This is a genomic window from Burkholderia sp. RF4-BP95, from assembly GCF_001521985.1.
In the GTDB taxonomy this organism is placed as follows: Bacteria; Pseudomonadota; Gammaproteobacteria; order Burkholderiales; family Burkholderiaceae; genus Burkholderia; species Burkholderia diffusa.
This window is the reverse complement of sequence record NZ_LOSX01000018.1, coordinates 121,828-146,518: the sequence shown is the minus strand read 5'-3', so window position 1 is coordinate 146,518 and position 24,691 is coordinate 121,828. Positions and strand designations below refer to the sequence as shown.

Genomic DNA, 24,691 nt, shown 5'->3' with positions numbered 1-24,691 from the left:
TTGAGTGGTGCCGGGGCGGAGGCGCCGCCCCGGCGGGCTATCAGCGCGTGATTTGCCGCATGTAGAAGATCGTCTGGATCGTCGGCAGCACTTGCTGCAGCACACGGTTGAACTGCACCGAGCTGGCCGTGCTGACGTAGACGACGTCGAGCGGCTGGAGCGGGAAGCGGCTCGACAGCATCAGCGCGTCCGGCTGCGTCATGTCGAGACGGAACACTTCCGGCTTCGTCGGGTTGTCACGCATCCCGCGCATCACGTAGATCTTGCGCGGATTCGCATCGGTGTCGAGGATGCCGCCGCCGGCCGTCAACGCGTCGGCGATGGTCAGCCGGCCCTTGAGCATCGGCACCGTGACCGGCGTCTTGACCTCGCCCATGATGAACACGCGGCTGTCGCTGCGGTCCGGCACGTTGACGATGTCGCCCTGCTGCAGCATCACGTTCTGCTTCACTTCGCCGCGGTCGAGCACGCCGTTCGCATCGAGCGTGTAGAGCTTGCCGTCGCGCGTCAGGCGCACGCGCTGCAGGTCGGCCTCGGCGGTCGAGCCGCCCGAGCGCGAGATCGCGTCGACCAGCGTCAGCGGCACGTCGCTCATCGCGAGCGGGCCCGGCGTCTTCACCTCGCCCGTCACCTGCACCTTCTGGCTGCGGAACGACAGCACGCGCACGTCGAGCTGCGGATTCTTCACGTAGCGCGCGAGGCGCGTGGCCAGTTCGTCGCGCGTCTGCGCGATCGTCTTGCCCGCCACGTGGATGCGGCCGACGAACGGGAAGAAGATCGTGCCGTCGGCGGCCACGGTCTGGCCGTACGGATCGGCCTGGCCCGGCAGCGACGACGAATACGGCTGCTGCAACGCGCCCGCGATCGTCTGCGTCGTGTTGCCGCCGCTCGAGAATGACTGGCCCTGCGGCGTCGTCAGCTCGGGGTGGTCCCACACGGTGACGCCGAGAATGTCCTGCGGGCCGATGCGGTAAACGTATTGCGACGGATCGGTGTAGCGGCCCGGCGGCAGCGGGTGTTCGACCTGCTGCTTCTGCAGCTGATCCATCACCAGCTTCGCGTCGATGTAATGAACCGGATAGGTTTCGGTCTGGCCTTGCCGGCCTTCGTCCTTCAGGTTCGACGAGTCGAGATAGTTGCCGGGCGCGGTCGCGCACGCCGACAGGAATGTCGTCATCGCGACGGCGAGCGCCAGCGGGCGCATGGGACGTTTCAGCATAGTTTTTGCAGCCATCCTTGAACCAGACGTTCGATCAATGAGTAGCTCTCGCGATAGTCGGCCTCGGGGCCGCCATGCGGATCCGCGATCTCGGCGTCCTCCCACTTGCCCAGCAGGTGGACCTTGCCGCGCGCGAACGGATCGACCGATTCGACGGCCTTGATCTGTTCGCGCTCGCTGACGAGAATCAGGTCGGCGTCGCGCACGATCCGGCGCGACAGCCGCCGCGACCGGTGCGTCGTCGCATCGACACCGCGCTCGGCGAGCAGTTGCCGCATCACCGGATCGATGCCGTCGCCGTCGTTCGCACGCACGCCGGCGGAGTGGAACGTCACGCGCGGGCCGCCACGCGACGCCGCGTGCGACTTGAACAGCAGTTCCGCCGCCGGGCTGCGGCAGACGTTCGCGTGACAGACGATCAGGATGTTCCGGAACATGGCGTCTCGATTCGGGTTACGGGTAACGGCGACGCGCGGATTACGCGTTGGCGCGCGCGGCGCCCGGCACGCGGGCGGCGACGGCCTGGCGCGAGCCGGGGCGGCCGATCGGGTGGTATTCGATGCCCTGCTCGCTCATCGTCTCCGGCTCGTACAGGTTGCGGCCGTCGAAGATCACCGGCGATTTCCATTGACGGCCGAGCGCGACGAAATCCGGGCTCTTGAACGCCTTCCATTCGGTGACGATCACGAGCGCGTCGGCATCGCGCGCGGCCTGGGCCTCGTCGTCGACGAAGGTGAGACGCTCGAGCCAGCTCGGGTGATCCGCGAGATCGAGCGCGAGCACGCGGCGCGCTTCCTGCTGCGCGACCGGGTCGTACGCCGCGATGCGCGCGCCGCGCGACAGCAGCTCGGCGATCAGCTCGCGGCTCGGTGCCTCGCGCATGTCGTCGGTGTTCGGCTTGAACGCGAGACCCCAGATCGCGAACGTGCGGCCCGTCAGGTCCTCGCCGAAACGCGCGACGATCTTGTCGGCGAGCACGCGCTTTTGCGTCGCGTTGACCGACGACACGGCCTTCAGGATCTGCAGCGACTGGCCGTGCTCGTCGGCGGTGCGGATCAGCGCCTCGACGTCCTTCGGGAAGCACGAGCCGCCGTAGCCGCAGCCCGCATACAGGAAGTGATAGCCGATGCGCGGATCGGAACCGATCCCGCGGCGCACGGCCTCGATGTCGGCGCCGAAGCGGTCGGCCAGGTTCGCGAGCTCGTTCATGAACGAGATGCGCGTCGCGAGCATCGCGTTCGCCGCGTATTTCGTGAATTCGGCCGAGCGCACGTCCATGTACAGCGTGCGTTCGTGGTTGCGGTTGAACGGCGCGTAGAGCTTCTTCATCAGCTCGCGCGCGCGCTCGCCCGGCACGTCGTCGTCGCAGCCGATCACGATGCGGTCCGGCCGCGTGAAATCGTCGACCGCCGCGCCTTCCTTCAGGAATTCCGGATTCGACACGACCGAGAACATCGGGGCGTCGCCGCCGCGCTTCGAGAGTTCCTCGGCCACCGCCGCGCGCACGCGCTCGGCCGTGCCGACCGGCACCGTCGACTTGTCGACGATCACCTTGAAGCCTTTCATGTAGCGGCCGATGTTGCGCGCCGCCGCGAGCACGTATTGCAGGTCGGCCGAACCGTCCTCGTCGGGCGGCGTGCCGACCGCGATGAACTGCACGTCGCCGTGCGCGACCGCGGCCTCGATGTCGGTCGAGAAGCGCAGGCGGCCGGCCGCGCGGTTGCGCGCGATGACTTCCTTGAGGCCCGGCTCGTGGATCGGCACGCCGCCGTTGTTCAGGACGTCGATCTTCGCCTGATCGACGTCGAGACAGAACACGTCGTGCCCGATGTCGGCGAGACAGGCGCCGGTGACAAGACCTACGTAACCGCTGCCGATGATAGTCAGATTCATGATGTGTCGGACCTCGTGACCAATGATTCGAAATTCGTGAAACCGGAGTGTCTGCGCGGGATGAAACCGCGTCAGTACGCGTTGCTGCCGGTGAAGCCTTTCCAGAGCGTCAGCACGACGATCTTGATGTCGAGCCAGAACGACCAGTTCTGCATGTAGTACAGATCGAGCTTCACGCGTCCCATCATCTTCTCGATCTGGTCGGTCTCGCCGCGAAAGCCGTTGATCTGCGCCCAGCCGGTGATGCCCGGCTTGATCCGGTAGCGGAACATGTAGCCCTTCACCAGATCCTTGTAGATGTCGTCGTGCGCGAGCGCATGGGGCCGCGGGCCGACGACCGACATCTCGCCCTTCAGCACGTTGATGAACTGCGGCAGTTCGTCGAGGCTCGTGCGGCGCAGGAAGCGGCCGACCGGCGTCACGCGCGAGTCGTTCTTGGTCGCCTGCGTGACCTGTCCGGCGACTTCCTGATGCACCTTCATCGAGCGGAACTTGTAGATCTCGAACTCGTGGCCGTCGATGCCCTTGCGCTTCTGGCGGAAGAACACCGGCCCGCGCGACGTGAGCTTGATCAGGCACGCGATCAGCACCATCGCCGGCGCAAGCGCCGTGAGCGCGGCCAGCGCGAACAGCCGGTCGAACACGAACTTCGGCAGGATCCGCACGTCGGTGATCGGCGACGCCGCGAGGTTGATCGCCGGCACGCCGAGCACCTCGACCACTTCCTGGTTGAAGAACGACAGCGTGCGCACGTCCGGAATGAAACGGATATTCACGAAGTCGTGGCGGAACACCGTCACGATCTGGTGAATCCGGCGCTCCTCCGTGATCGGCAGCGTGAGCCACAGCTCGCTGATCGCGCGGCTGCGCACCAGCCACACCAGCGATTCGAACTGCCGCTCGATGCGCACGTCGTCGAGCGCGACTTCGCCCGGCACTTCGCTTTCGTCGTACACGCACACCGGGTTGAAGCCCGCTTCCGGACGCGCCCGCATCTGTGCGATCAGCCGCCGCGCCGCCGGCGTGCCGCCGACGATCGCCACCGCCTTCAGGTTGTAGCCGCCGCGGCGCAGCTGCCGGAGCACGACGTGCACGCAAGCCTTGGAGCCGGCAAGCAGCGCCATCGTCACGAGCGCCCAGTAGCCGAGCCACAGTCGCGACAGGTCGCCCGACTGGTGGAAGCTGAAGCTCATCAGGATGCCCGCGAGCTCGACCACCAGCCACGCGAACGCGACGCGCCCCACCAGCCCGACGAGGCGCTTGCCGCGCCACGACTGGTAAATGCCGATCGCCGGAAAGAACACGACGACCAGCAGGCAGTCGAACAGCACCGTCGTGCGCTGCAGGTCGTTGAGCCAGATGCTGCCGCCGTGCAGCGCGGCGGCGATCAATGCCCCCAACACGACCATCGCAATATCGATGACTCTCGCCAGCACGCTCAACATGTCCGCTTCCTCTTTGAACAGGCGTTTGCCGAACAGCTCCTCGTGCAGCCCGTGCCGCACCTTCGATTCAAACGTTGCATGACGCTATTGAAGCGACAAGAAAATCGCGCCTCAAGCGCTCAAGTATTTCGAAAAATAATCGGAAATTCTTGCCGCGCGATTCTTGAATTAAATCGGCACGTTTTCCCGAATCGGTCGTGAATCGGGATTTTTTCGAGAACTTTACGGACCCCGGCAACCCTTTGCAGGATGGGGACCCAGCCCGATTCATCGAATTATTTTTTATTTTTTTATTTGCATCGCGTGCGATAGGGGAAAAATTTCCATGACGCATGCTCGCCGAATACCGCGCATATCGCCCGGTTTTATTGTCGATTTACTTCATGCTACAAAACAGGCACTGACTTCAATCGAGGAGAGTGTCATCATGAATGCTCCGGCCGTGGCAGCCGATACGCGCCCTTCTTCTTCCGCCGCAACCGACGCCGCGACGCGTGTCGCGGTGCAGCCGGTGATCCTTGCCGGCGGTTCGGGCACGCGTCTGTGGCCGATGTCGCGCGAACACTATCCGAAACAGCTGATCGGCCTGCTCGGCGATCATTCGCTGCTGCAATCCACCGCGCTGCGGCTCGACGGCCTCGCGACCGGCCATCCGCTGAACGACGACGTGCTGATCGTGTGCGGCGAGGATCACCGCTTCACGACCGCCGAACAACTGCGCCTGACCGGCAAGCGTGCATCGATCATGCTCGAGCCGCTCGGCCGCGACACCGCGCCCGCGCTGACGCTCGCCGCGCTGCGGATCGTCGCCGGCGGCGGCGATGCCGTGATGACCGTGATGCCGGCCGACCACGCGGTGGCCGACCAGCCGCGCTTTCATGCGGCCGTCGCGGCCGGCGTGCACTGCGCGGCCCAGGGCAAGATCGCGACGATGGGCATCGTGCCGGGCCGCGCCGAAACGGGCTACGGCTACATCCGCGTCGGCGCGCCGCTCGGCGACGCCGCCACCGGCAACCTCGACGTGCGCCGTCTCGACCGCTTCGTCGAGAAGCCGCATCTCGAACTTGCGCAGCAGTACGTCGCATCCGGCGAATACTGGTGGAACAGCGGGATCTTCATCGTGCGCGCGTCGGTGTGGCTGAACGCGATCCGCCAGCTCGAACCCGAGATCCTCGCGGCCTGCGAGCAGGCCGTCGCACGCGGCAAGGACGACGGCGACTTCTTCCGCGTCGATCGCGACGCGTTCGCCGCGTCGCCGTCGAACTCGATCGACTACGCGGTGATGGAGCGGCTCGTGAACCTGCCGCAGCTGTGCGAAAGCGTCGTCGTGCCGCTCGACGCGGGTTGGTCGGACGTCGGTTCGTGGGACGCGATCTGGCAGATCCTGCCGAAGGACGAATCCGAGAACGTCGGCCGCGGCCACGTGCTGTTCGAAAACGCCGAATCGACCTTCGCGCATTCGGAAAGCCGGCTCGTCGCGTGTGTCGGCACGCACAATCTCGTCGTCGTCGAAACGCCCGATGCCGTGCTCGTCGCCGACAAGTCCCGCGTGCAGGACGTGAAGAAGATCGTCGGGCGCATCAAGGCCGAACGCGGCGCCGAAGCGACCGATCACCGCAAGGTCCATCGCCCGTGGGGGCATTACGACTCGGTCGACACGGGCGAGCGCTTCCAGGTGAAACGCATCGTCGTGAAGCCGGGCGCGCGACTGTCGCTGCAGATGCACCACCACCGCGCCGAACACTGGATCGTCGTGCGCGGCACCGCGCGCATCACGCGCGGCGACGAAACCTTCCTGCTGTCCGAAAACGAATCGACGTACATCCCGCTCGGCGTGTCGCACCGTCTCGAGAACCCGGGCAAGATGCCGCTCGAACTGATCGAAGTGCAGTCGGGCGCGTATCTCGGCGAGGACGACATCGTCCGCTTCGACGATACCTACGGACGCCAGTGACGCGATGTCCGCCGGGCGCGCCGTCTCGACGGTGCACCCGGCATCGCGGAAATGACGAACAAAAAAAACGCGCGGGCGTCGTGACGGACGACGACCCGCGCGTTTTCGTTCGGACGACGATCAACCTACGCGATACGCGTATTCTCGGCGGTCCGCTTGCACCGGGTCGTTGCGGCCCTCGGACAATGCGCCCGCACGACGCTCGGCGATGAAGCGCTTGATGTCCGACTCGGCACGCGCCAGCGCGGACAGGCCGGCCAGCACCTCGCTTTGCGGCGCACGCACCGGTTCGTCGCTCGCTCCATGGCGATCGATCCACTGACGCGCCCAGTCGAGCGCGTACTGCTCCGCTTCCTCCGCATCGGTGAAGCGCGGGCCGATCAGGCCCGAGCGCTCGACGCGCCGGTCGTCCTGCATGATCTCGGCCCACGCGCGGTACATCAGGTTCTGCACCGGCTGCGCGCTGCCGCTGATCGTATAGCCGCGGTATTCGTCGACTTGCGGCTCGGCCGCGGCGAAGCTCGCGGCGGACGGACGCCCGTGACGCAGCCCCGCGGGCTGCGCGCCCGGCACCGCGAACGACGCGCCGGACGATGCTTCGGCGGCGCCGCTCGGCATCGCGGTCAGCGAAGCGCCCTCGCCATCCCAAACGTTTGCCTGCGCGACCGGCAGTTGCCACGACTCGGGGTTCTGCCAGAACACGCCGCGCAGACGGTCGTTGTCGGGCACGGGCTCCGCACGGCATGCCGGTGCGACCGGCGCCGGCGGTGGCGGCACGTACGCGAACGTGCGCCCGCTGAACTGGGTCAGCACGTCAATCATCTGCAGCAGCGTGCCGTTCGCGAGCCACTCCTCGTAGCGGCGGCGGCACGTCGGCCCGGACGGATAGCGCCCGGGTAGTTTCGACCACGCTTCACCGGTCGTCAGGATCCAGAGAACCGCGTTGGCGACGACGCGCGGCTCGGCTCGCGGACGGCCTCGACGGTTCAGCCGAATGGGTTCATCGGCGATCAGCGCTGAAAGTCGAAACCACTCTTCATCGTTAAGCTCATCGAAGAACATAGTCGATTTCTCCACGCAGCCAGGCCGGGGCTGCGATTGTCGGCGCCGTCGTCACGCATCGCGTCACGGGGCGGCCCGGTTGCACATTATGGTTATCCGATCGTTGTGCATGCCGGTGCGACACCGCACTTTCACGGTGCCGCCATTCACGGCTATGGCGCACAAACTACGGTCTCACTCCAATGTGGGAATTTTTGTGCACGAAGCATACCATCCTCAGGGTTTATCTCAATATGACAATGACTTAATGTTACGCACTGAAACAACCTGCCATGGATGCGCAATCAATTTACGCTTGAATTTTTTTACGCGATCCTTATGCGAGATGCTGGGAAGCCCCGTCTGGCGGGGCTCTGCGAGGCCCGCCAGGCAGGCCTCCGGCGTTGTTCCGACCCTTACCCGCAACCCTCCCGGGAATCGCCGCCGAAAATCGGTAAATCAGGGAAAAATTCGTAACAAGATATTCACGGATCGGTAATTCGTTCAAATTGCATTCGACTGAATTTTCCCATCGCACAATCTTGTTATTGTTTCTCCGCGAGTAATGAAAGCGCTCTGAGGCCGATGCACATCGTTTCCCGGCATGCAAGCGTCGACGAGCCTGTTACATCTCGCCGTAGCGGACAGGCAACGGCGGCGGGCGCGACGATCGGGCGCCGCGTTTCGGGTCGGAACGATGTGGGGAATCCGCGCGATACGGGAAGCGGCGCCGGGCCGCGCGCGTCAGCGCAAGTCGCCGGCCAGCGACGCGGCGACGTCCGCGTCCACGCGTTGCGGCGGCATCGTATAGGCCGGGTGATCGCAGCCGATCGACAGCGTCGCGCCGCCCTTGAGCGCCGCGCGCATCGGCCCGTCCAGTTCGAAGCGCACGAAATGCACGGCCGAGGTCTTCTCCGCGTTGTCGCGATCGAGATCCTCGTCGGCGATCGCATAGACGTCGAGGTGCCCGTCGACGCGCAGGTACACGCGATCCTCGACGCCGATCAGCCGCGCGAGCGCCGCCCGCCGTTCGGCCTCGTGCTCGTATTCGATCTGCAACGTCGCCTTCAGGTTGGTGCCGTCGGGCACGAGCGGCAGATAGGCTTCCAGTTCGCCTTCGATGCCGGCCTCGTCGAAGATCTTCTCGATGTGCAGCATTTCCTGGATCTGGTAGCGGATCGTGGTCTCGTCCTCGAACAGGAGGCGCAGATGGTTGCCGAGCGCCACCGCGCGGCGGCGCTTGTACGCGACGAGCCGCGCGTGTTCGGCCTTGCGGATCTTCGCGTACGCTTCGAGCGTCAGCAGCGAGTCGCGGGTCAGCGTCATGGCGTGTCCTTGGATAGCGTCGATGTCTTCGTGGAGCGGCCGGTTCAGATGCCGTACGCGCGGCGCAGCAGCGTCAGCGGATGCGCGAGCGGCGCGGCGGGCAACCCTTTCTCGTCGATGCCCTGCACGATGTGATGGCCGGCGAGCGCGCAGTCCGACGACACGACGTCCGGCTTCGGCTCGGCCATCGCCTTGAACACCGGCGCACCGATCCGCATCGCGTCCGCATGAAAGGCCTTCTTCACGCCGAACGTGCCCGCATGCCCCGAGCAGCGCTCGACGACGTTCACGCGCGTATCGGGCACGAGCGACAGCGTGTCGGCCGTCTTGCGGCCGATGTTCTGCACGCGCGCGTGGCACGGCACGTGATACGACACGGTGCCGAGGCCCTGCTTGAAATCGGTCTTCAGCAAACCGTCGCGATGCCGCGCGATCACGTATTCGAACGGATCCCAGAATGCGTCGGCCACCGCGCGCACGGCGTCGTCGCCGGGAAACATCAGCGGCAGTTCGCTCTTGTACATCAGCACGCAGCTCGGGATCGCGCCGATCAGCGCGTAACCTTCGCGCGCATAACGCTCCAGCACCGGAATGTTCACGGCCTTCTTCGCGGCGACACCCGCGAGGTTGCCCTGCTCGAGGAGCGGCATCCCGCAGCACGCTTCGCGCGTGACGAGCTCGTACGGGATTTCGTTGTGCGCGAGGATCGCGAGCAGGTCGTGGCCGATGCCCGGCTCGTTGAAGTTCACGTAGCACGTCGCGTAAATCGCGACCTTGCTGGGCGTGCGTTCGCCGTCACGTACCGGCGGGCCGTCCGAGCGTTTCGCGGCACGCCGAAACTTGCGCGGCGCGAACTCCGGCAGCCATGCGTTGCGATCGACGCCGAGCGCCGCTTCGAGCGCGTGGCGCGCGGGCGGCGTGCGATTCACCGCGTTCACCGCCTGCGTGACGATCGGAATGCCCGCGAAATGGCCAAGCGCGTCGGTGTTCGACAGCACCTTGTCGCGCAGCGGCGCCTCCCCGCGCTTGTAGCGCGCCGCCTTGCCGCGCAGCATCAGGTGCGGGAAGTCGACGTTCCATGCGTGCGGCGGCACGTACGGGCATTTCGTCATGTAGCAGAGGTCGCACAGGTAGCACTGGTCGACGACCTTGCCGAACGCGTCCTTCGGCACTTCCTCGATGTCGCCCATCGGCGTGTCGTCGACGAGATCGAACAGCGCGGGAAACGCACCGCACAACGACACGCAGCGCCGGCACCCGGCGCAGATGTCGAACACGCGCGTCATTTCCGCATCGATCGCGGCCTGGTCGTAGAACGCTTCGGACTGCCAGTCGAGCGGATGCCGCGTCGGGGCTTCGAGACTGCCTTCCTTGTGTGGCATGGGGCGCTCCAGCGTGGCGCGCATGCGCGCGGACGCGCCGCCCGCGTGACGCGGGCAGCGATCAACGCACGGCCGGCCGCACGATGTCCGGCCGAGCCGTGCTGCCTTGCTGCCGGACTCGCGTCAGTCGACGAGTGCGTCGAGCGCCTTCGTATAGCGGTTGGCGTGGCTGCGCTCGGCCTTCGCGAGCGTCTCGAACCAGTTCGCGATTTCGTCGAAGCCTTCGTCGCGCGCCGTCTTCGCCATGCCCGGATACATGTCGGTGTATTCGTGCGTCTCGCCGGCGATCGCCGATTCGAGGTTCAGCCGCGACGAGCCGAACGGCAGCCCCGTCGCCGGATCGCCGACTGCTTCGAGGTATTCGAGGTGGCCGTGCGCGTGGCCCGTTTCGCCTTCGGCAGTCGAGCGGAACAGCGCGGCGACGTCGTTCTGGCCTTCGACGTCGGCCTTCGAAGCGAAATACAGATAGCGCCGGTTCGCTTGCGATTCGCCCGCGAATGCGGCCTTCAGATTCTCTTCGGTCTTGCTGCCCTTGAGTTGAGCCATTTGCGCCTCCGTTCGAGTCGGCGCGGCCGCGTGCGAAGCCGAGCCGATGATGTATGTGGGGAACGAAGCGCAGGCCGGACGCGCACGCTTCGTGCCTTTTAATCTAGGCGCTGGCGTTCGCATCCCCCAATAGGCTTTTTCAATCCGCGCGATAGCGGAGGGCGGGAATGAGGGACAGTTGACGGGCGGGGGCGGGATGGGTCGCGTCGTCGGGTGGGTCGGCGTTACGCTCGGGATTCGGCTTCGGGCTTCTGGTTTCGGGCGCGACGCCCGGTGCGCTTGCACCGGCGTCACGCATCCGTCGCGCGCTTCAACAACAATTCCCTTTCGCGTTCGTTGCGGGTCAACTCCGCCGCACGACGGAACTCGACCTTCGCTTCGTCGGCGCGGCCGAGCTTCGCGAGCAGGTCGCCGCGCACGCTCGGCAACCAGTGATAGCGGGCGAGCGCCGGATCGTCGCGCAGCACGTCGACGATTTCCAGTGCCGCGGCAGGCCCGAACGCCATCCCCACCGCCACCGCGCGATTCAGCTCGACGACCGGCGACGGCGCGACTTCGGCCAGCGCGTCGTAAAGCGCGACGATCTGCGCCCAGTCCGTTTCCGACGCATGCCGCGCGCGCGCATGGCACGCCGCCAGCGCGGCCTGCAGCGCATACGGGCCGCGCACGCCGCCGAGCTTCGTCGCCCGCTCGAGCGCGGCGAGGCCGCGCCGGATCAGCAGCGGATCCCAGCGGGAGCGATCCTGGTCGAGCAGCAGCACGGGCCGCCCCTGCGCATCGGTCCGCGCGTGCATGCGCGACGCCTGCAGTTCCATCAGCGCGACCAGCCCGAGCACCTCGCTTTCGTCCGGCATGAGTCCGGCGAGCACGCGGCCAAGTCGCAGCGCCTCGTCGCACAACGCCGGGCGCGTCCAGTCGTCGCCCGCGGTCGCCGCATGGCCTTCGTTGAACACCAGGTAGATCACTTCGAGCACCGACGCGAGCCGCACGGGCCGCGCATCGGCGGCTGGCACCTCGAACGGCACGCGCGCCGCCGCGAGCGTGCGCTTCGCGCGCACGATGCGCTGCGCGATCGTCGGCTCGGGCGACAGGAACGCGCGCGCGATCTCGCTCGTGGTCAACCCGCCGAGCAGCCGCAACGTCAGCGCGACGCGCGCATCGGTCGACAGCACCGGATGGCACGACGTGAAGATCAGCCGCAGCAGGTCGTCGCCGATATCGTCGTCGCTCGCATCGGCGAGCGCATCCGCGATGTCGGGGACGACGTGCGCTTCGAGCGCGTCCATTTCATGCCCGAGCTGGTCGCGCTTCGCCGCATGCAGCGACTCCTGCCGGACCCGATCGAGCGCGCGCCGCTTCACGGCCGTCATCAACCATGCGGCCGGGTTGTCGGGCACGCCGTCGACGGGCCAGTGCTCGAGCGCCGCGACGAGCGTGTCCTGCGCGAGTTCCTCGGCCACGCCGACGTCGCGCACCACGCGCGCGGCGCGGGCAATGATCTTCGGCGCCTCGATCCGCCAGACCGCTTCGATCGCACGGTGAGTCGCCTCACGCGTCACGACGCCTGCCCCTGGGTGGCAGCATCCAGCGGCATGGCCATCAGCTCCCATGCGTGGCCGTCCGGATCGTCGAAACCGTGGCCGTACATGTTCGGATACTCGCGCGGCGCTTGCGGCGCGGACCCGCCGGCCGCGAGCGCCTTCGCGACGATCTCGTCGACCTCGGCGCGGCTGTCGCACGACAGGCACGACAGCGCCTGCACCTGCGTCGCCGGATCGACGATGGTCTTGCCGGTGAAGGTCTGGAAAAACGGCCGCACGAGCAGCATCGCGAAAATTGTGTCGCTGATCTTGATGCAGGCGGCCTGATCGTTGGTATAGGCCGGTACGACTTCGAAGCCGAGTGCCTGGTAGAACGTCTTCGAGCGCGGCAGGTCGGCCACGGGCAGGTTGATGAAAACCATCTTGTGCATGACGGATGCTCCGGTGAGATTGGATTCGGGCAGATTCAGGCGTGGGTGCGGCCGACGTGGAGATCGCGGAACCGCTCGACCGCGTCGCTCGGTGTGAGGTCGTCGAGCTCGAACAGCGGCCGCACCTCGATCTCGCAGTCCATTTCGGCGCCGAACGGCGCGGGAAACCGGCGCGTCCATTCGAGCGCCTCGTCGCGCGAGCGCACCTGGATCAGCGTGTAGCCGGCAATCAGCTCCTTCGTCTCCGCGAACGGGCCGTCGACCACCGTGCCCTTGCCGCCGGTGTACCGCACGCGCCAGCCGCGCGCGCTCGGCCGCAAGCCGTTCGCGTCGAGCAGCACGCCGGCCTTGGCCAGCTCCTCGTGGTAGACCGTCATCGCCTCGACCAGCCGGTTGTCCGGCAACGCATCGGATTCGCTGACGGCGTTCGCCCGGATCATGATCATGAATCGCATCGCTCACTCCTTGTCATCGGTGAAAAGGGGCGTCCGCTCATCGGCGCCTTATCCGGACGACGGGCGGCAGACCGCCGGATCGACGTGCCGCGCGACGAATCAGGGTAAATACCGAGGCGCAGCCGTCACAGAAAGCACGGGCCGACCGCGCGCACTTCGACCGTGCACCATTGCGCGGCCGGGCACTGGCGCGCGATCTCGATCGCTTCCTCGCGCGTGTCGACGTCGACGATGAAGAAGCCGCCGACCATTTCCTTCGCCTCGGCGAACGGGCCGTCGACGAGGCGCGTCTCGCCTTCGCGCACCTGCACGCGCGTCGCGCGCTCGGAGCGCTCCAGCGACTCGACGCCGCGCAGCACGCCGCGCGCTTTCAGCGTCTCCGCGAAATCGACCATTCGCGCGTACAGCGCCTGCCCGTCTTCGAGCGTACGTTCGGCGCGCTGGCCGGTCGGTTCGACGATCAACAGCATGTAGGACATGGAAATCTCCTGTGGGGGCCGTGCGCGGACGCGTTCGGATCGCAGGCCGGAACGATGTGTCAGATGCGAAGCGTAGCAGCCCTGGCCGGCCCTGCCGTCATCGTTGGCCGTTCGGCACTGGCCTGATGGCCAATTCGATCACAACACGCGATTTTGCCGTCAGGATGCTTGCCCGACCCTTCGAATTTTCTTCCCGTGGAACGTTCCATGTCACGCCTGCCGCCGTTCATGCCCGCCGCGTCGTTTCGCCATTTTCGCCGCGCGCGTGGGCCGTGCATGCCTGACACACCGACGCCGCCGAGCCGATCGCGCTGCAATCCATGCCCGATTACAAAACCCCGGCGCAACGGGCCGCCTGTTACGCATCCGCTGCATATCGCTCGTCGGACCACGGTCCCGCCGTCATCGGCCTCGGGCTGGACGACGGCACCGCCTGAGGCCATCGCGGGCACAAACCCTGCTCCACGAAGAAATGGACGATTAGTGCAATTGCATCGGCACGGCACGTGCAATGGCACTATTTACCTGACGCATCGGGCGACGCCATATTTACCGGACTTTCACGTCGCGCAACGGCTCGCTACGTCGTTTCGCCCGAAGCGCGAAATTTTTTCAACCGCCGCCGCGCCCCGTCGCGCGGGGCTTCCCGGGAAACTTGCCGACGAATTGAAAATTTGTCTCGAAACTCAATTGGCTGATGTGAATCACATTGGTTGCTGGGATTCGTCTTATCTTCAAATGGGCCTGCAAATCCGGGCTGCAAACCAAATCGAAGGAGGATAAACATCATGGCGCTCACCGACTCGATCGAACACAAGCTGGACCGCGGCCTGTCCGATATCCGTCGCACCGGCCGGCGCGTGGGACGCTCGGCACGCTCGGCCGCCCGCGACCTGCATGCGGACGTGTCCGACGATCTGCGCGGGCTGGTCGATGAACTGGAAGACCTGCTGAAGAACGACGGCGACGGCGATATCGCCGCGCTGCGCAAGCGCGTGCAGTCGCGGCTCGACGAAGCGCGCAGCACGCTCGACTACGCGTCGGGCAGCGCGGCCGCCCGGCTGCGCGATTCGGCCGAGCGCGTGTCGCAAGCCGTGCACGACAACCCATGGCAGACCGCGGGCGTCGTCGCGGGCCTCGCGTTCGTCGCGGGCCTGCTGCTTGCCCGCCGTTGAACGGGGCTGCCCGCACCGCCGCCCGCCCCATCCGTTCTCAACCCGACAACGAAGGAGAAACGCCATGCAGAAGTCTCTCGCCCTGAAGGCCGCCGCCGCCGTCATGCTCGGCAGTCTCGCCCTTGCCGGTTGCACCACCACGCCCGACAAACCCGACAACGCATCGGCCAGCGCGTCGAAACGCGAATCGATCGACGCGAGCGTGAATGCGACGCTATCGCGCCTCTATTCGACGGTGCCAGGCTCGCGTGAACTCGTCGCGAAATCGCGCGGCGTGCTCGTGTTCCCGAACGTGCTGCAGGCCGGCTTCATCGTTGGCGGTCAGTCCGGCAACGGCGCGCTGCGTGTCGGCGGCAGCACCGTCGGCTACTACAACACGTCGTCGCTGTCGGTCGGCCTGCAGGCCGGCGCGCAATCGAAGGCGATCGTGTTCCTGTTCATGACGCAGGACGCGCTCGACTCGTTCCGCAAGTCCGAAGGCTGGTCGGCCGGCGCCGACGCCTCCGTCGCGGTCGTGAAGGTCGGCGCGAACGGTGCGGTCGATTCCAACACGGCCACCGCTCCGGTCGAGGTGCTGGTCCTGACCAACGCGGGCCTGATGGGCGACCTGTCGGTCAACGGCACCAAGGTCACCCGCCTCCACATCTGACGAGCCGGCACGGCCCCAGGGCCGATTTGCTTCCCGGCAACGCCGCGACCCCGGTCGCGGCGTTTTCGCGTGCGCCACGCGCAGCGGCTATGATGGCGGCACCTTTGCGGGCATACTGCCCATCGGGCCGCCCTGCGCGCGCTTCGCCGCGAACCCGTGACGTTCGCGAGCCGATCGCGCCCGAGGCAACGAAATTCAATCAAACCAGGCATCAATCTGCGCGAACCATCCATGGATAGCGGACACGATCACCAAAAATTCTTCTATTTCCTGCTGTTCGCGGTCACCGTCGGACTGTGCTGGATTCTCGCGCCGTTCTCCGGCGCCGTCTTCTGGGGCACCATTCTCGCGATCCTGTTCCAGCCGGTGCAGCGCTGGCTCGCCGCGCGCTTCGGCAAGCGGCGCAACCTGGCCGCGCTCGTGACGATGTCGCTGATCATCCTGATCGTGATCCTGCCGCTCGTGTTCGTCGCGGCGACGCTCGTGCAGGAAATCGCGTACGTGTACCAGGAACTCAAGAACGCGCAACCGAATTATTCGCAGTACTTCCATGACATCATTCACGCGCTGCCGACGTCGATCCAGAACCTGCTGCAGAAATACGGGCTGACCAACATCCCCGGCATCCAGAAGAAGCTGACCGACGGCGCCGCGCAGATCAGCCAGTTCGCGGCAACCCAGGCGCTCAGCATCGGACAGAACACGTTCCAGTTCGTCGTCAGCTTCGGCGTGATGCTGTACATGGTGTTCTTCCTGCTGCGCGACGGCGGCGAGATCGGCCGCCGCGTGCGCCGCGCGATGCCGCTCGACGAAGAGCACAAGAACCTGCTGCTCGCGAAGTTCACGACGGTGGTACGCGCAACCGTGAAGGGCAACATCGCGGTCGCGCTCGTGCAGGGCGCGCTCGGCGGCCTGATCTTCTGGATCCTCGGGATCGAGGGCGTCGTGCTGTGGGGCGCGCTGATGGCGTTCCTGTCGCTGCTGCCGGCGATCGGCGCGAGCCTCGTGTGGGTGCCCGCCGCGCTCTACTTCCTCGCGATCGGCGCGATCTGGAAATGCGTGATCCTCGTCGCGTTCTGCGTCGGCGTGATCGGCCTCGTCGACAACCTGCTGCGACCGATCCTCGTCGGCAAGGACACGAAGATGCCCGACTGGGTCGTGCTGATCTCGACGCTCGGCGGGATGGCGCTGTTCGGCATCAACGGCTTCGTGATCGGACCGCTCGTCGCCGCGCTGTTCATGGCGAGCTGGGACATCTACGCGCGCGCCGAACAAGGGGAATGACGCAACGCGTCACGGATGTCGAATCCTGATCACGACGGGCGCCACGGCGCCCGTTTCCATGTCCGGCCCCGCGACCGTCAGCTCGCCGCCATACGGGCCGACACGATGCGCGCGCCCCGCTTCCAGCGGCACGATCCGATCGTCGCGCGCATCGCGCCATGTCGCGCGAACCGCCGCTTCCGCGGGCCGCGAAAGCGGCTGGCCGTCCAGTTCCACGAGCGCCACATGCGCGCCGGGCAGGTGCCGGCCATGCGCATCGAACCGGAGTGTCGCCGCGGTCGCGCTGCTTGACGCACCGATCGACGGCGCGTCGAATCGCACGTCGTACAGATCGACGAGCGCGCCGGTGAATCGCACGATGCCATTCGCTTGCGCCTGCTCGGCCGCTGCCGCGCCCGATATCGCGAACGCGATGCCGAACCCGGTTGCGACGATCCGCAACCTTGTGCCGATGCGCCGCTTCGTTCGATCGCGCACCGCCGCCGGTGCCGCCTGCCCCGTCTTCGTTTGCATGTTTCGCCTCCCGTTTTGCCGCGCAAATGAAAAACGGCGGCGTGACGCGCATGTCACGCCGCCGTTTGCTGGCAATTACTTTAAGGAGAGCGGCCGGAACAATATATGGGACGAGTCTTAAATTGATGCCGGACGATGCAGACTCAACGCGCGCGCATGCCGCAGCTCATGCGTCCGGATCGACGCGCAGCACGAGTTTGCCGCGATGGTCGCCGTCGAACAGTCGATTCAGCACGTCGGGAGCGTTCTCGAGCCCGTCGGCGACGGTTTCCTCGGCCTTGAGCCGGCCGTCGCGCAGCCATCCGGCGAGCGTCTGCACCGCTTCGCGGCTCTTGCGGTAGTCGAGGATCAGGAAGCCGCGCATCGTGAGCCGCTTCGAGATCAGCACGCCGACGTCGTCCGCCGCGCGGCCGCTGTTGTAGTTCGAGATCACGCCGCACAGCGCGACGCGCCCGCCGATCACCATCCGCGACAGCACCGCGCGCATCACCTCGCCGCCGACGTTCTCGAAGTTCACGTGCACGCCGTCCGGTGTCGCTGCCTTCAGTTGCTCTCGGAAATCGTCGGCCTTGTAGTCGACGGCCGCGTCGAAGCCGAGCGTCTCGGTCAGGTAGCGGCACTTGTCCGCGCCGCCCGCGATCCCCACGACGCGCGCGCCGTGAATCTTGCCGATCTGGCCGGCGATCGAGCCGACCGACCCGGCCGCCGCCGACACGACGAGCGTCTCGCCGGGCTGCACCGGCGCGATGTCGGTCAGCCCGTAATACGCGGTCAGGCCGCTCATCCCGCACGCGCCGAGCAGCGTCGGCAGCGGCAGGCCCGACTGCGCGGGCAGCTTCACGAGCTGCGCGGCCTGGTCGGCCGGCACGACCGCATAGTCCTGCCAGCCGACCAGCCCCTGCACGAGATCGCCCTGCGCGAAACCCGCATGGCGCGACGCGACCACGCGCCCGATGCCGAGCGCGCGCATCACTTCGCCGATCGCGACGGGCGGCAGGTATTGCGGGACGTCGCTCATCCACACGCGGTTGGTCGGATCCATCGACAGATACAGCACGCGCACGAGCACTTCGCCGTCGGCGAGCGCCGGCACCGGCGTTTCGACGAGCGAAAAGTGTTCGCGGCCGACCCGCCCTTCCGGGCGCGTCTTCAGCAGCAGCTGGCGGTTCACGGGTGTCGACACGATGTTCTCCTCCGGTTGTTGTCGTCGATGTGCGTCAGACCGCGCACATGCCGCCGTCGATCACGAGTTCGGCGGCCGTCACGAAGCGGCTTTCGTCGGACGCGAGATAGACGGCCGCATGCGCGACGTCGTCCGGATCGCCGAGCCGGCGCAGCGGAATGCCGCGTGCGAGCTTGCGCGTCGCATCGCGTTCGCCGAGCGACTGGAACAGCGGCTCGACGATCCCCGTGCGAATGAACGCCGGGTGAATCGAGTTGCAGCGCACGTCGAGCTCGCGGCGCGCGCAGTCAATCGCGACCGACTTCGTCAGCGACGCGACCGCGGCCTTCGACGCGTTGTACGCGGTGAAATCCGGTTCGACCTTGAACGCGGCCACCGACGAGATGTTGATGATCGACGCCGGGTGACTCGCGCCCAGGTACGGCAGCGCATGCTTGCAGCCGAGCACGATGCTCTCGACGTTGATCGCCATCACGCGCCGCCATTCGTCGAGCTCGATCTGCGCGGGCGCGCCGATCGATCCGACGCCGGCATTGTTGACGAGCACCGACAACCCGCCCATCGCTTCGTTCGCCTGCGCGAGCAGCGCCTGCCAGCGCGCCTCGTCGCGCACGTCCTGCGTGGCCGCGAACGCGACCGGCGCCGCGTGTCCCGCATTGAGTTCGTGCGCGAACGCGTCGAGCACCGCCGCGTCGGCGATGTCGGTCAGGAACACGCGCGCGCCCTGCTCGACCATCCGGCGCGCGATCGCGCGGCCGAGGCCGCCGGCGGCGCCCGTGATGTACGCGCACTTGCCTGCGAGGCGCGGGGAAACGACTGTCATGGGACCTGCTCCTATCGTGAATCGTCGTGGCGGACCGGTGCCGCGACGGCGGTTGCCGCGCGCGGGCCGACGGCCGCGCGGTTTGCGCGAGTATAGCGAGCCGGCCGCACCGCGTCGGACAAATCGGGCAGGCCGCCGCTGCCGGCCACGATCGAACGAACGCCAGCGTACGCGATTGCCGCCGATCGATGAAATGAATATTCGTAATACCCGGTCATAGACCTGGCTCATGACCTTCGCCTCTCCGGGCGACGGGACGAACCTGTCCGGCGCGCCGGATCACCGCGAACATCGATTCAATGAACGCGCAACGCCGGACTTTGGTAACGACGAGGAAGGAATTGGATGTGACTCGGCGGGCCGCCGCCGCGGGCGACCACCTCGCCTGACACCGGGACACCGACGCCCGGGAAAAACGCCCTTCAGAACCCGTTGCCGGACGACGTGCGCACGAATGCACAGAACTGCGGGGAATGCGTATCGATCATCTGCTGGAACGGTGCGCGATTCCCGTACGCGATGCCGGACACGAGCAGCAGGCAGACGGCCGCGATGCGCGGCGAGAACGAGCGCTTGTGCGCCCGGTCGTAGGTCCGCAGGAACACCAGCGCGACCAGCGCGCCGAGCAGCCAGCCGACAATGACTTCGGGAATCGTGTGCGAATGGTCGAACACGCGCGCGACGGCCGTCACCGCGCCGACGGCGAGGCCCGCCGCCACGCCCGGCACCTTGCCCGCACGGAAGGCCTGCCACAGCATCGACAGCGCGACGGTCCACACGGACGTCGACAGCATCGTATGGCCGCTGATCACGCGGAAGTCGAACTGCGGGATCTCGACACCGCAGCCCGCATAGAGAATCTTGGTCGCCCCGACCAGGCTCATGCCGGCCGCGAGCAGCACGATCCAGCGCACCGCGAGCCGCCAGTCGGACAGCGCGAGCCAGACCGCGCAGGTCAGCGCGACCGGCAGGGTCAGCGCGGCGTCGCCGATGTTGCTGATTTCACTCCACATAACGGACGTCGAACGGCTGGAAAACGCGCAGTTTAACGCACGCGCGCCACGCGCCTGTTTCAGCCTGTGACAGGCTGTATCAGCCCGCGACACCCGTAATCAGCAGCAGGTTCGTGCCGGTGATGACGGCGAACAGCGTCCACGCGGCGACCTGCATCCTGCGGCCGATCGCATGCTCGCCCATCACGTCGCGATCGCTGACCGACCGGATCAGCGGCCACATCGCGAACGGCAGTTGCAGGCTCAGCAGCACCTGGCTCCAGACGAGCAGTCGCCCGACCGAGTTCTCGCCGAGCCACAGCACGCCGACCAGCGCAGGCGCCAGCGCGAGCCCGCGCGTGATCAGCCGGCGCTGGTAGCACGGAATCTTCGTGTGCAGGAAGCCGTCCATGATCACCTGGCCGGCGATCGTGCCGGTCAGCGTCGAGCTTTGCCCCGAAGCGAGCAGCGCGATGCCGAACAGCAGCGCGGCCGCGCCGCCCGCGATCGGCGTGATCAGCCGGTACGCCTGCTCGATGTCGGTCACGTCGTGCTGGCCGGTCGCATGGAACGCCGCGCCCGCGACGACCAGGATCGCCGCATTGACGAGCATCGCGACGAACAGCGACACGCAGGTGTCGATCCGCACCAGCGCGAGCGTGTCGCGGATCAGGCCGCGCGCGCCGCCGACGACATGGCGCGTCTGCACGACCGACGAATGCAGATACAGGTTGTGCGGCATGATCGTCGCGCCGACGATGCCGAGCGCGAGCACGATCGCGTCCTTGTGGTCATGGCCCGGATCGCCCGGCACGAGCCCCGAAGCGACCGCATGCCAGTCGGGCGGCGTGATCGCGACCTGCGCGACGAAGCAGAATGCCATCGTCGCGATCAACCCGAGCACGATCGCCTCGATCTGCCGGACGCCCTTGCCCTGCAGCCCGAGGACGATCACGGTGTCGAGCGCGGTGAGCACGATCCCCCACGCGAGCGGCACGCCGAGCAGCAGCTTGAACGCCAGCGCGCAGCCGAGCACTTCGGCGATGTCGCACGCGATGATCGACACCTCGGCGGTCACCCACTGCACGATGCGGCCGAAGCGGCCATAGCGGTCGTAGCTGGCCTGCGCGAGATCCTTGCCCGCGACGAGGCCGAGCCGCGCGGCGAGCATCTGCAGGAAGATCGCGGCGAGGCTCGAGAACGCGACGACCCACAGCAGCGAATAGCCGAACTGCGAGCCGGCCTGGATGTCGGTGGCCCAGTTGCCGGGATCCATGTAGCCGATCGCGACCAGCAGGCCCGGGCCGAAGAAGCGCTTGAGCTTCATCCAGCGCGACGCGCCGGCGTCGATCGTAATGCTGCCCTTTACTTCCGACGGGCAGAAGGGGGCTGTGGCGGTAGTGGGGAGCAAGGGCATGGAAACCGGGGATCGTGATCGCGACACGGTGATTTTACGGTTATCCGGCCCGTTTTCTCCCGCGCGTCGGCGCGCGCGCCCCGGCTCGCCCGCTCGCCGCCGGATTTCGCGGGCCGCGGCACGAGTTGCGGATCGGCCGCGCCGGCGCCGTTCGTCAGGATCCGCTCGCGCTCGGCGACGCGAAATTCGGTCGGCGACACCCGCAGGCGCTGGCGAAACAGCTTCGCCAGACGCTCCCCGCTGCCGAAGCCCGTGCGCCGCGCGACCTTGTCGGCCGGCAGCGTCGTGTGGATCAGCATGTGGCACGCGCGCTCGAGCCGCACGTGCTGCACGAACTCGGTCGGCGTCACGCCGATTTCCTTCTTGAAGCGCCGCAGGAAATTGCGCTCGCTCATCGCGGCCGTCTGCGCGACTTCCGCGATCGAAATGCGGTTCGCGCTCTGCGCGCGCAGCCGTTGCGCCGACATCCTGATCGACGGGCTCGCGCTCAGCTCGCGAAACGCCCACATCGACTGCGCATAGCGCTGCTCGACCGGCCGCATCAGGTTGCTGGCGATCTCCTGCGCGGCGCTGTCGCCGAGATCGGCGCGGAACATGTCGAGCACGGCCGAGAACACGTCGGCCTCGCCGGCCTGCAGTTCGACCGTGGCCGCCGTCCGGCGCGCGCGATCGGTTCGCGCGTGACTTCCATCCGTCTGCCGCTGCGACGCCGCGAGCGTCGACAGGTCCATCGCGTCGACGATCCATCGCGCATGCCGGCGGATGTCGCTGAGCCGACGCCGCAATGCATCGTTCCAGTTGACCGACGCGCGCTCACCATGAAGATGAAAGAACGCGAGCGCACGATGACCGTGCTCGTCGCCGAGCGGATCGGCGGCGATCTGCACGCCCGACGACGACTGCAGCAATCCCCCGCTTTCCGATACGTACTTCAACTGGTAATCCGCACTGAACGCGTGCAGGCGATTCGCCAGATTGAAGGCCTCGCCAAGGCGCGCGGCCTGCGCCAAGGAAAACCCCGTACTCAAATAGATTACGACCCACCTCTGATCTGCTGCTTCCACTGCCAAGCCCCCGGACTGTTTCGACTTCTTGTAATACCGTCGAACTGTCAGGCTTATATTTGGTTTGAACGCGTGCGACAGGGACGGCTATCTCGAAATATGAAGCGACGGCATCTTAGCCGAACGGGTCGTGTCTTTGGCATGAAATGGCTGACCGGGACAGTATGATGGCGGATTTCTACAGGCTGTCGCCGAACGCTGGTGCTACCGCATGGAAATGCGCCTGCCGACGGGCAGGCTCGCATCGTGCGCACGATCCGCATCGCGCGTCGGATGCACACGCTCGCGTATCGGGGCGATCGTCATCGACACGCATCGAACGGCATCGATCGTCTCTCTAACGCACGCACCCGCATGCCGTTGTTCGCGCATCCATTAGAATCGCCCCACCGTCCACCACGCCGACTTCGTCCGTGCCCGCCGATCATCGTCTCGACCTGAACCTGTTCCGCGTGCTCGACGCCGTCTACGTGCACGGCGGCATCGGCGCGGCCGCCCGTGCGCTGCACCTGACGCAGCCGGCCGTCACGCATGCGCTCAACCGGCTGCGCGCGCATTTCGACGACCCGCTGTTCGTCCGCCAGGGCAACCGCGTCGTGCCGACCGAGCGCACGCGCACGATCATCGCGGACGTGCAGCTTCACCTCGCCGGCCTGCAACGCGCCGCGCGCGACCCGTCGGCATTCGACCCGGCGACGCTCGACCTGAGCATCGCGGTCGGCATTCGCGACGTGCTCGAATCGATCGCGCTGCCGCAGATCGTCGCCGCGTTCGCCGACGAAGCGCCGGGCCTGCGATTCGTGAGCCGCCGCATCGCGGTGCACGACATCGAACGCGAACTCGCGTCGGGCAATCTCGATCTGGCCGTCGATCGACGCGTGCAGACCGGCCCGCGCATCGCGACCGAACATCTGCTCGACGATTCGCTCGTCGTCGCGATGCGGCACGATCATCCGTTGACCGGCGGTCCGCTGCGGCGCGGCGACTATTTCGCCGCACGGCATGTCGCGGTGTCGTCGCTCGGCGAACCGCAATCGCTCGACGTGCTGCTCGGCAACGACGGGCGCTTCCGTCACATCCAGCTCGTTTGCCAGCATTACTTCGCCGCCTGCCAGATCGCCGCGGCGGGCGACCTGCTGCTGACGCTGCCGCGCACGTATGCGCTGCGCATGGCGGCGCTGCTGCCGATCGCCGTGCAGCCGCTGCCGCTGCGGCTCAAGCCGTTTCCGCTGCTCGCGTACTGGCACGAGTCGCGCGAAACCGACCGCGCGCACCAGTGGGTGCGCGAACGCGTCGCCACGCTCGTGCGCCGGAGCGCCGGCGTCGCCGGCTGATTCTGGCGAGCCACGTCGACGCACGCAGCGCCCGCGATTTTCCTCGAGACGGTATGCTGACGGCTCGCACGCCGCGCGTCGTCGCGGCCGCCTCTTTCCCGCTTACCGGAGTCTTGCCATGCCGCTCATCCATGCTGCCGCCACCCTCGCCGCCGACGCGCCCGACTACGTCGTCCAGCTGCAGGCCGGCACGCACGCGCTGACGGGCGACGAAGCGCCGCGCGAAGGCGGACAGGGCCTCGGGCCGGCGCCGTTCGAGTTCGTGCTGGCCGGCCTCGCGCAATGCACGGCCGCGACGCTGCGCATGTACATGCAGCGCAAGACGTGGCCGGCCGTGCGCATCGACGTGCGCACCGAACTGCACGCCGATCGCGAAGGACAGCAATACGTGCGCCGCGTCGTGACGCTCGACGGCCCGCTTGACGATGCGCAGCGCCAGCGGCTCGCGGAAATCTGCGAGAAGACGCCGGTGACGCTGTTCATCAAGCGCGGCACGCGCATCGAAACGACGCTGAACTGACGGGCGGCGCAGCGCGCCGCACACG

General features: G+C 66.9%; 24 protein-coding genes. 6 read left to right on the top strand and 18 right to left on the bottom strand.

Features of this window, described 5'->3' with window-relative positions:
- Positions 1–40: 40 nt before the first annotated feature.
- The 4 genes from WS46_RS05395 to WS46_RS05380 form a co-directional block, all read right to left on the bottom strand.
- Complete coding sequence (locus tag WS46_RS05395) at positions 41–1,219, bottom strand: polysaccharide biosynthesis/export family protein (RefSeq protein ID WP_059531595.1); 1,179 nt, start codon at positions 1,217–1,219, stop codon at positions 41–43.
- Positions 1,213–1,656 (bottom strand): low molecular weight protein-tyrosine-phosphatase, encoded by a 444-nt coding sequence (locus WS46_RS05390; protein ID WP_059531598.1) that lies wholly within the window; start codon positions 1,654–1,656, stop codon positions 1,213–1,215. Before WS46_RS05390 ends, WS46_RS05395 begins: the two co-directional genes overlap by 7 nt.
- A 40-nt stretch (positions 1,657–1,696) precedes the next feature.
- Positions 1,697–3,112 (bottom strand): UDP-glucose/GDP-mannose dehydrogenase family protein, encoded by a 1,416-nt coding sequence (locus WS46_RS05385; protein WP_059531601.1) that lies wholly within the window; start codon positions 3,110–3,112, stop codon positions 1,697–1,699.
- A gap of 71 nt (positions 3,113–3,183) precedes the next feature.
- Positions 3,184–4,557: an undecaprenyl-phosphate glucose phosphotransferase gene (locus tag WS46_RS05380; protein WP_059532388.1), complete on the bottom strand. Its 1,374-nt coding sequence runs from the start codon at positions 4,555–4,557 to the stop codon at positions 3,184–3,186.
- A gap of 427 nt (positions 4,558–4,984) precedes the next feature.
- On the opposite strand from WS46_RS05380, the gene WS46_RS05375 reads away from it, so the two are divergent.
- Entirely contained in the window at positions 4,985–6,511 is a 1,527-nt protein-coding gene (locus WS46_RS05375; RefSeq protein ID WP_059689528.1) for a mannose-1-phosphate guanylyltransferase/mannose-6-phosphate isomerase, read from the top strand.
- Between the two features lie 120 nt (positions 6,512–6,631).
- Here WS46_RS05375 and WS46_RS05370 read toward each other — a convergent pair whose 3' ends face one another.
- The 8 genes from WS46_RS05370 to WS46_RS05335 form a co-directional block, all read right to left on the bottom strand.
- Complete coding sequence (locus WS46_RS05370; RefSeq protein WP_059689526.1) at positions 6,632–7,573, bottom strand: transposase; 942 nt, start codon at positions 7,571–7,573, stop codon at positions 6,632–6,634.
- A 723-nt stretch (positions 7,574–8,296) separates the two neighbouring features.
- Positions 8,297–8,878, bottom strand: coding sequence for a DUF3501 family protein (locus tag WS46_RS05365; RefSeq protein ID WP_059689524.1), 582 nt, complete (start codon positions 8,876–8,878; stop codon positions 8,297–8,299).
- Positions 8,879–8,922: 44 nt separating this feature from the next.
- Positions 8,923–10,260, bottom strand: a complete 1,338-nt coding sequence (locus WS46_RS05360; RefSeq protein ID WP_059690182.1) for a heterodisulfide reductase-related iron-sulfur binding cluster — start codon at positions 10,258–10,260, stop codon at positions 8,923–8,925.
- 123 nt (positions 10,261–10,383) lie between these two features.
- A complete protein-coding gene (locus WS46_RS05355; protein WP_059466550.1) occupies positions 10,384–10,806 on the bottom strand; it encodes a rubrerythrin family protein in 423 nt (140 codons plus the stop codon).
- A 290-nt stretch (positions 10,807–11,096) separates the two neighbouring features.
- The gene (locus WS46_RS05350; protein WP_059689522.1) at positions 11,097–12,365 is read right to left on the bottom strand and encodes an RNA polymerase sigma factor; all 1,269 of its coding nucleotides are present in this window, start codon (positions 12,363–12,365) and stop codon (positions 11,097–11,099) included.
- Entirely contained in the window at positions 12,362–12,778 is a 417-nt protein-coding gene (locus WS46_RS05345; protein WP_059531616.1) for a VOC family protein, read from the bottom strand. The genes WS46_RS05350 and WS46_RS05345 overlap by 4 nt, the downstream gene beginning before the upstream one ends.
- A gap of 35 nt (positions 12,779–12,813) precedes the next feature.
- Complete coding sequence (locus WS46_RS05340; RefSeq protein WP_059689520.1) at positions 12,814–13,233, bottom strand: YciI family protein; 420 nt, start codon at positions 13,231–13,233, stop codon at positions 12,814–12,816.
- Between the two features lie 125 nt (positions 13,234–13,358).
- Entirely contained in the window at positions 13,359–13,712 is a 354-nt protein-coding gene (locus WS46_RS05335) for a YciI family protein (protein WP_059689518.1), read from the bottom strand.
- Positions 13,713–14,500: 788 nt separating this feature from the next.
- Between WS46_RS05335 and WS46_RS05330 the strand changes: the two genes are divergently transcribed.
- The 3 genes from WS46_RS05330 (at position 14,501) to WS46_RS05320 (ending at position 16,820) form a co-directional block, all read left to right on the top strand.
- Positions 14,501–14,887 carry a YqjD family protein gene (locus tag WS46_RS05330; RefSeq protein WP_059531622.1) on the top strand — a complete coding sequence of 129 codons (387 nt, stop codon included), beginning with the start codon at positions 14,501–14,503 and terminating at the stop codon, positions 14,885–14,887.
- 64 nt (positions 14,888–14,951) lie between these two features.
- Complete coding sequence (locus tag WS46_RS05325; RefSeq protein ID WP_059531625.1) at positions 14,952–15,536, top strand: YSC84-related protein; 585 nt, start codon at positions 14,952–14,954, stop codon at positions 15,534–15,536.
- A 231-nt stretch (positions 15,537–15,767) separates the two neighbouring features.
- The gene (locus tag WS46_RS05320) at positions 15,768–16,820 is read left to right on the top strand and encodes an AI-2E family transporter (RefSeq protein ID WP_059531628.1); all 1,053 of its coding nucleotides are present in this window, start codon (positions 15,768–15,770) and stop codon (positions 16,818–16,820) included.
- 9 nt (positions 16,821–16,829) lie between these two features.
- Here WS46_RS05320 and WS46_RS05315 read toward each other — a convergent pair whose 3' ends face one another.
- The 6 genes from WS46_RS05315 to WS46_RS05285 all read right to left on the bottom strand — a co-directional run bounded on the left by WS46_RS05315 (position 16,830) and on the right by WS46_RS05285 (position 22,758).
- Positions 16,830–17,333, bottom strand: coding sequence for a thioesterase (locus WS46_RS05315; RefSeq protein ID WP_156443076.1), 504 nt, complete (start codon positions 17,331–17,333; stop codon positions 16,830–16,832).
- Positions 17,334–17,499: 166 nt separating this feature from the next.
- Positions 17,500–18,516: an NADP-dependent oxidoreductase gene (locus tag WS46_RS05310; RefSeq protein WP_059689517.1), complete on the bottom strand. Its 1,017-nt coding sequence runs from the start codon at positions 18,514–18,516 to the stop codon at positions 17,500–17,502.
- A 34-nt stretch (positions 18,517–18,550) separates the two neighbouring features.
- Entirely contained in the window at positions 18,551–19,339 is a 789-nt protein-coding gene (locus WS46_RS05305) for an SDR family oxidoreductase (RefSeq protein WP_059689516.1), read from the bottom strand.
- A 422-nt stretch (positions 19,340–19,761) separates the two neighbouring features.
- On the bottom strand, positions 19,762–20,352 hold the full coding sequence (locus WS46_RS05295; RefSeq protein WP_059689514.1) for a phosphatase PAP2 family protein: 591 nt from the start codon (positions 20,350–20,352) through the stop codon (positions 19,762–19,764).
- A 79-nt stretch (positions 20,353–20,431) separates the two neighbouring features.
- Complete coding sequence (locus WS46_RS05290; protein ID WP_059689513.1) at positions 20,432–21,748, bottom strand: Nramp family divalent metal transporter; 1,317 nt, start codon at positions 21,746–21,748, stop codon at positions 20,432–20,434.
- Positions 21,697–22,758: a helix-turn-helix domain-containing protein gene (locus WS46_RS05285; RefSeq protein ID WP_059689512.1), complete on the bottom strand. Its 1,062-nt coding sequence runs from the start codon at positions 22,756–22,758 to the stop codon at positions 21,697–21,699. Before WS46_RS05285 ends, WS46_RS05290 begins: the two co-directional genes overlap by 52 nt.
- A gap of 467 nt (positions 22,759–23,225) precedes the next feature.
- Here WS46_RS05285 and WS46_RS05280 point away from each other — a divergent pair, with 467 nt between their 5' ends.
- Both WS46_RS05280 and WS46_RS05275 read left to right on the top strand, forming a co-directional pair.
- Positions 23,226–24,146 (top strand): LysR family transcriptional regulator, encoded by a 921-nt coding sequence (locus WS46_RS05280; RefSeq protein WP_059689511.1) that lies wholly within the window; start codon positions 23,226–23,228, stop codon positions 24,144–24,146.
- Positions 24,147–24,264: 118 nt separating this feature from the next.
- On the top strand, positions 24,265–24,666 hold the full coding sequence (locus WS46_RS05275) for an OsmC family protein (RefSeq protein WP_059466564.1): 402 nt from the start codon (positions 24,265–24,267) through the stop codon (positions 24,664–24,666).
- Positions 24,667–24,691: the final 25 nt, after the last annotated feature.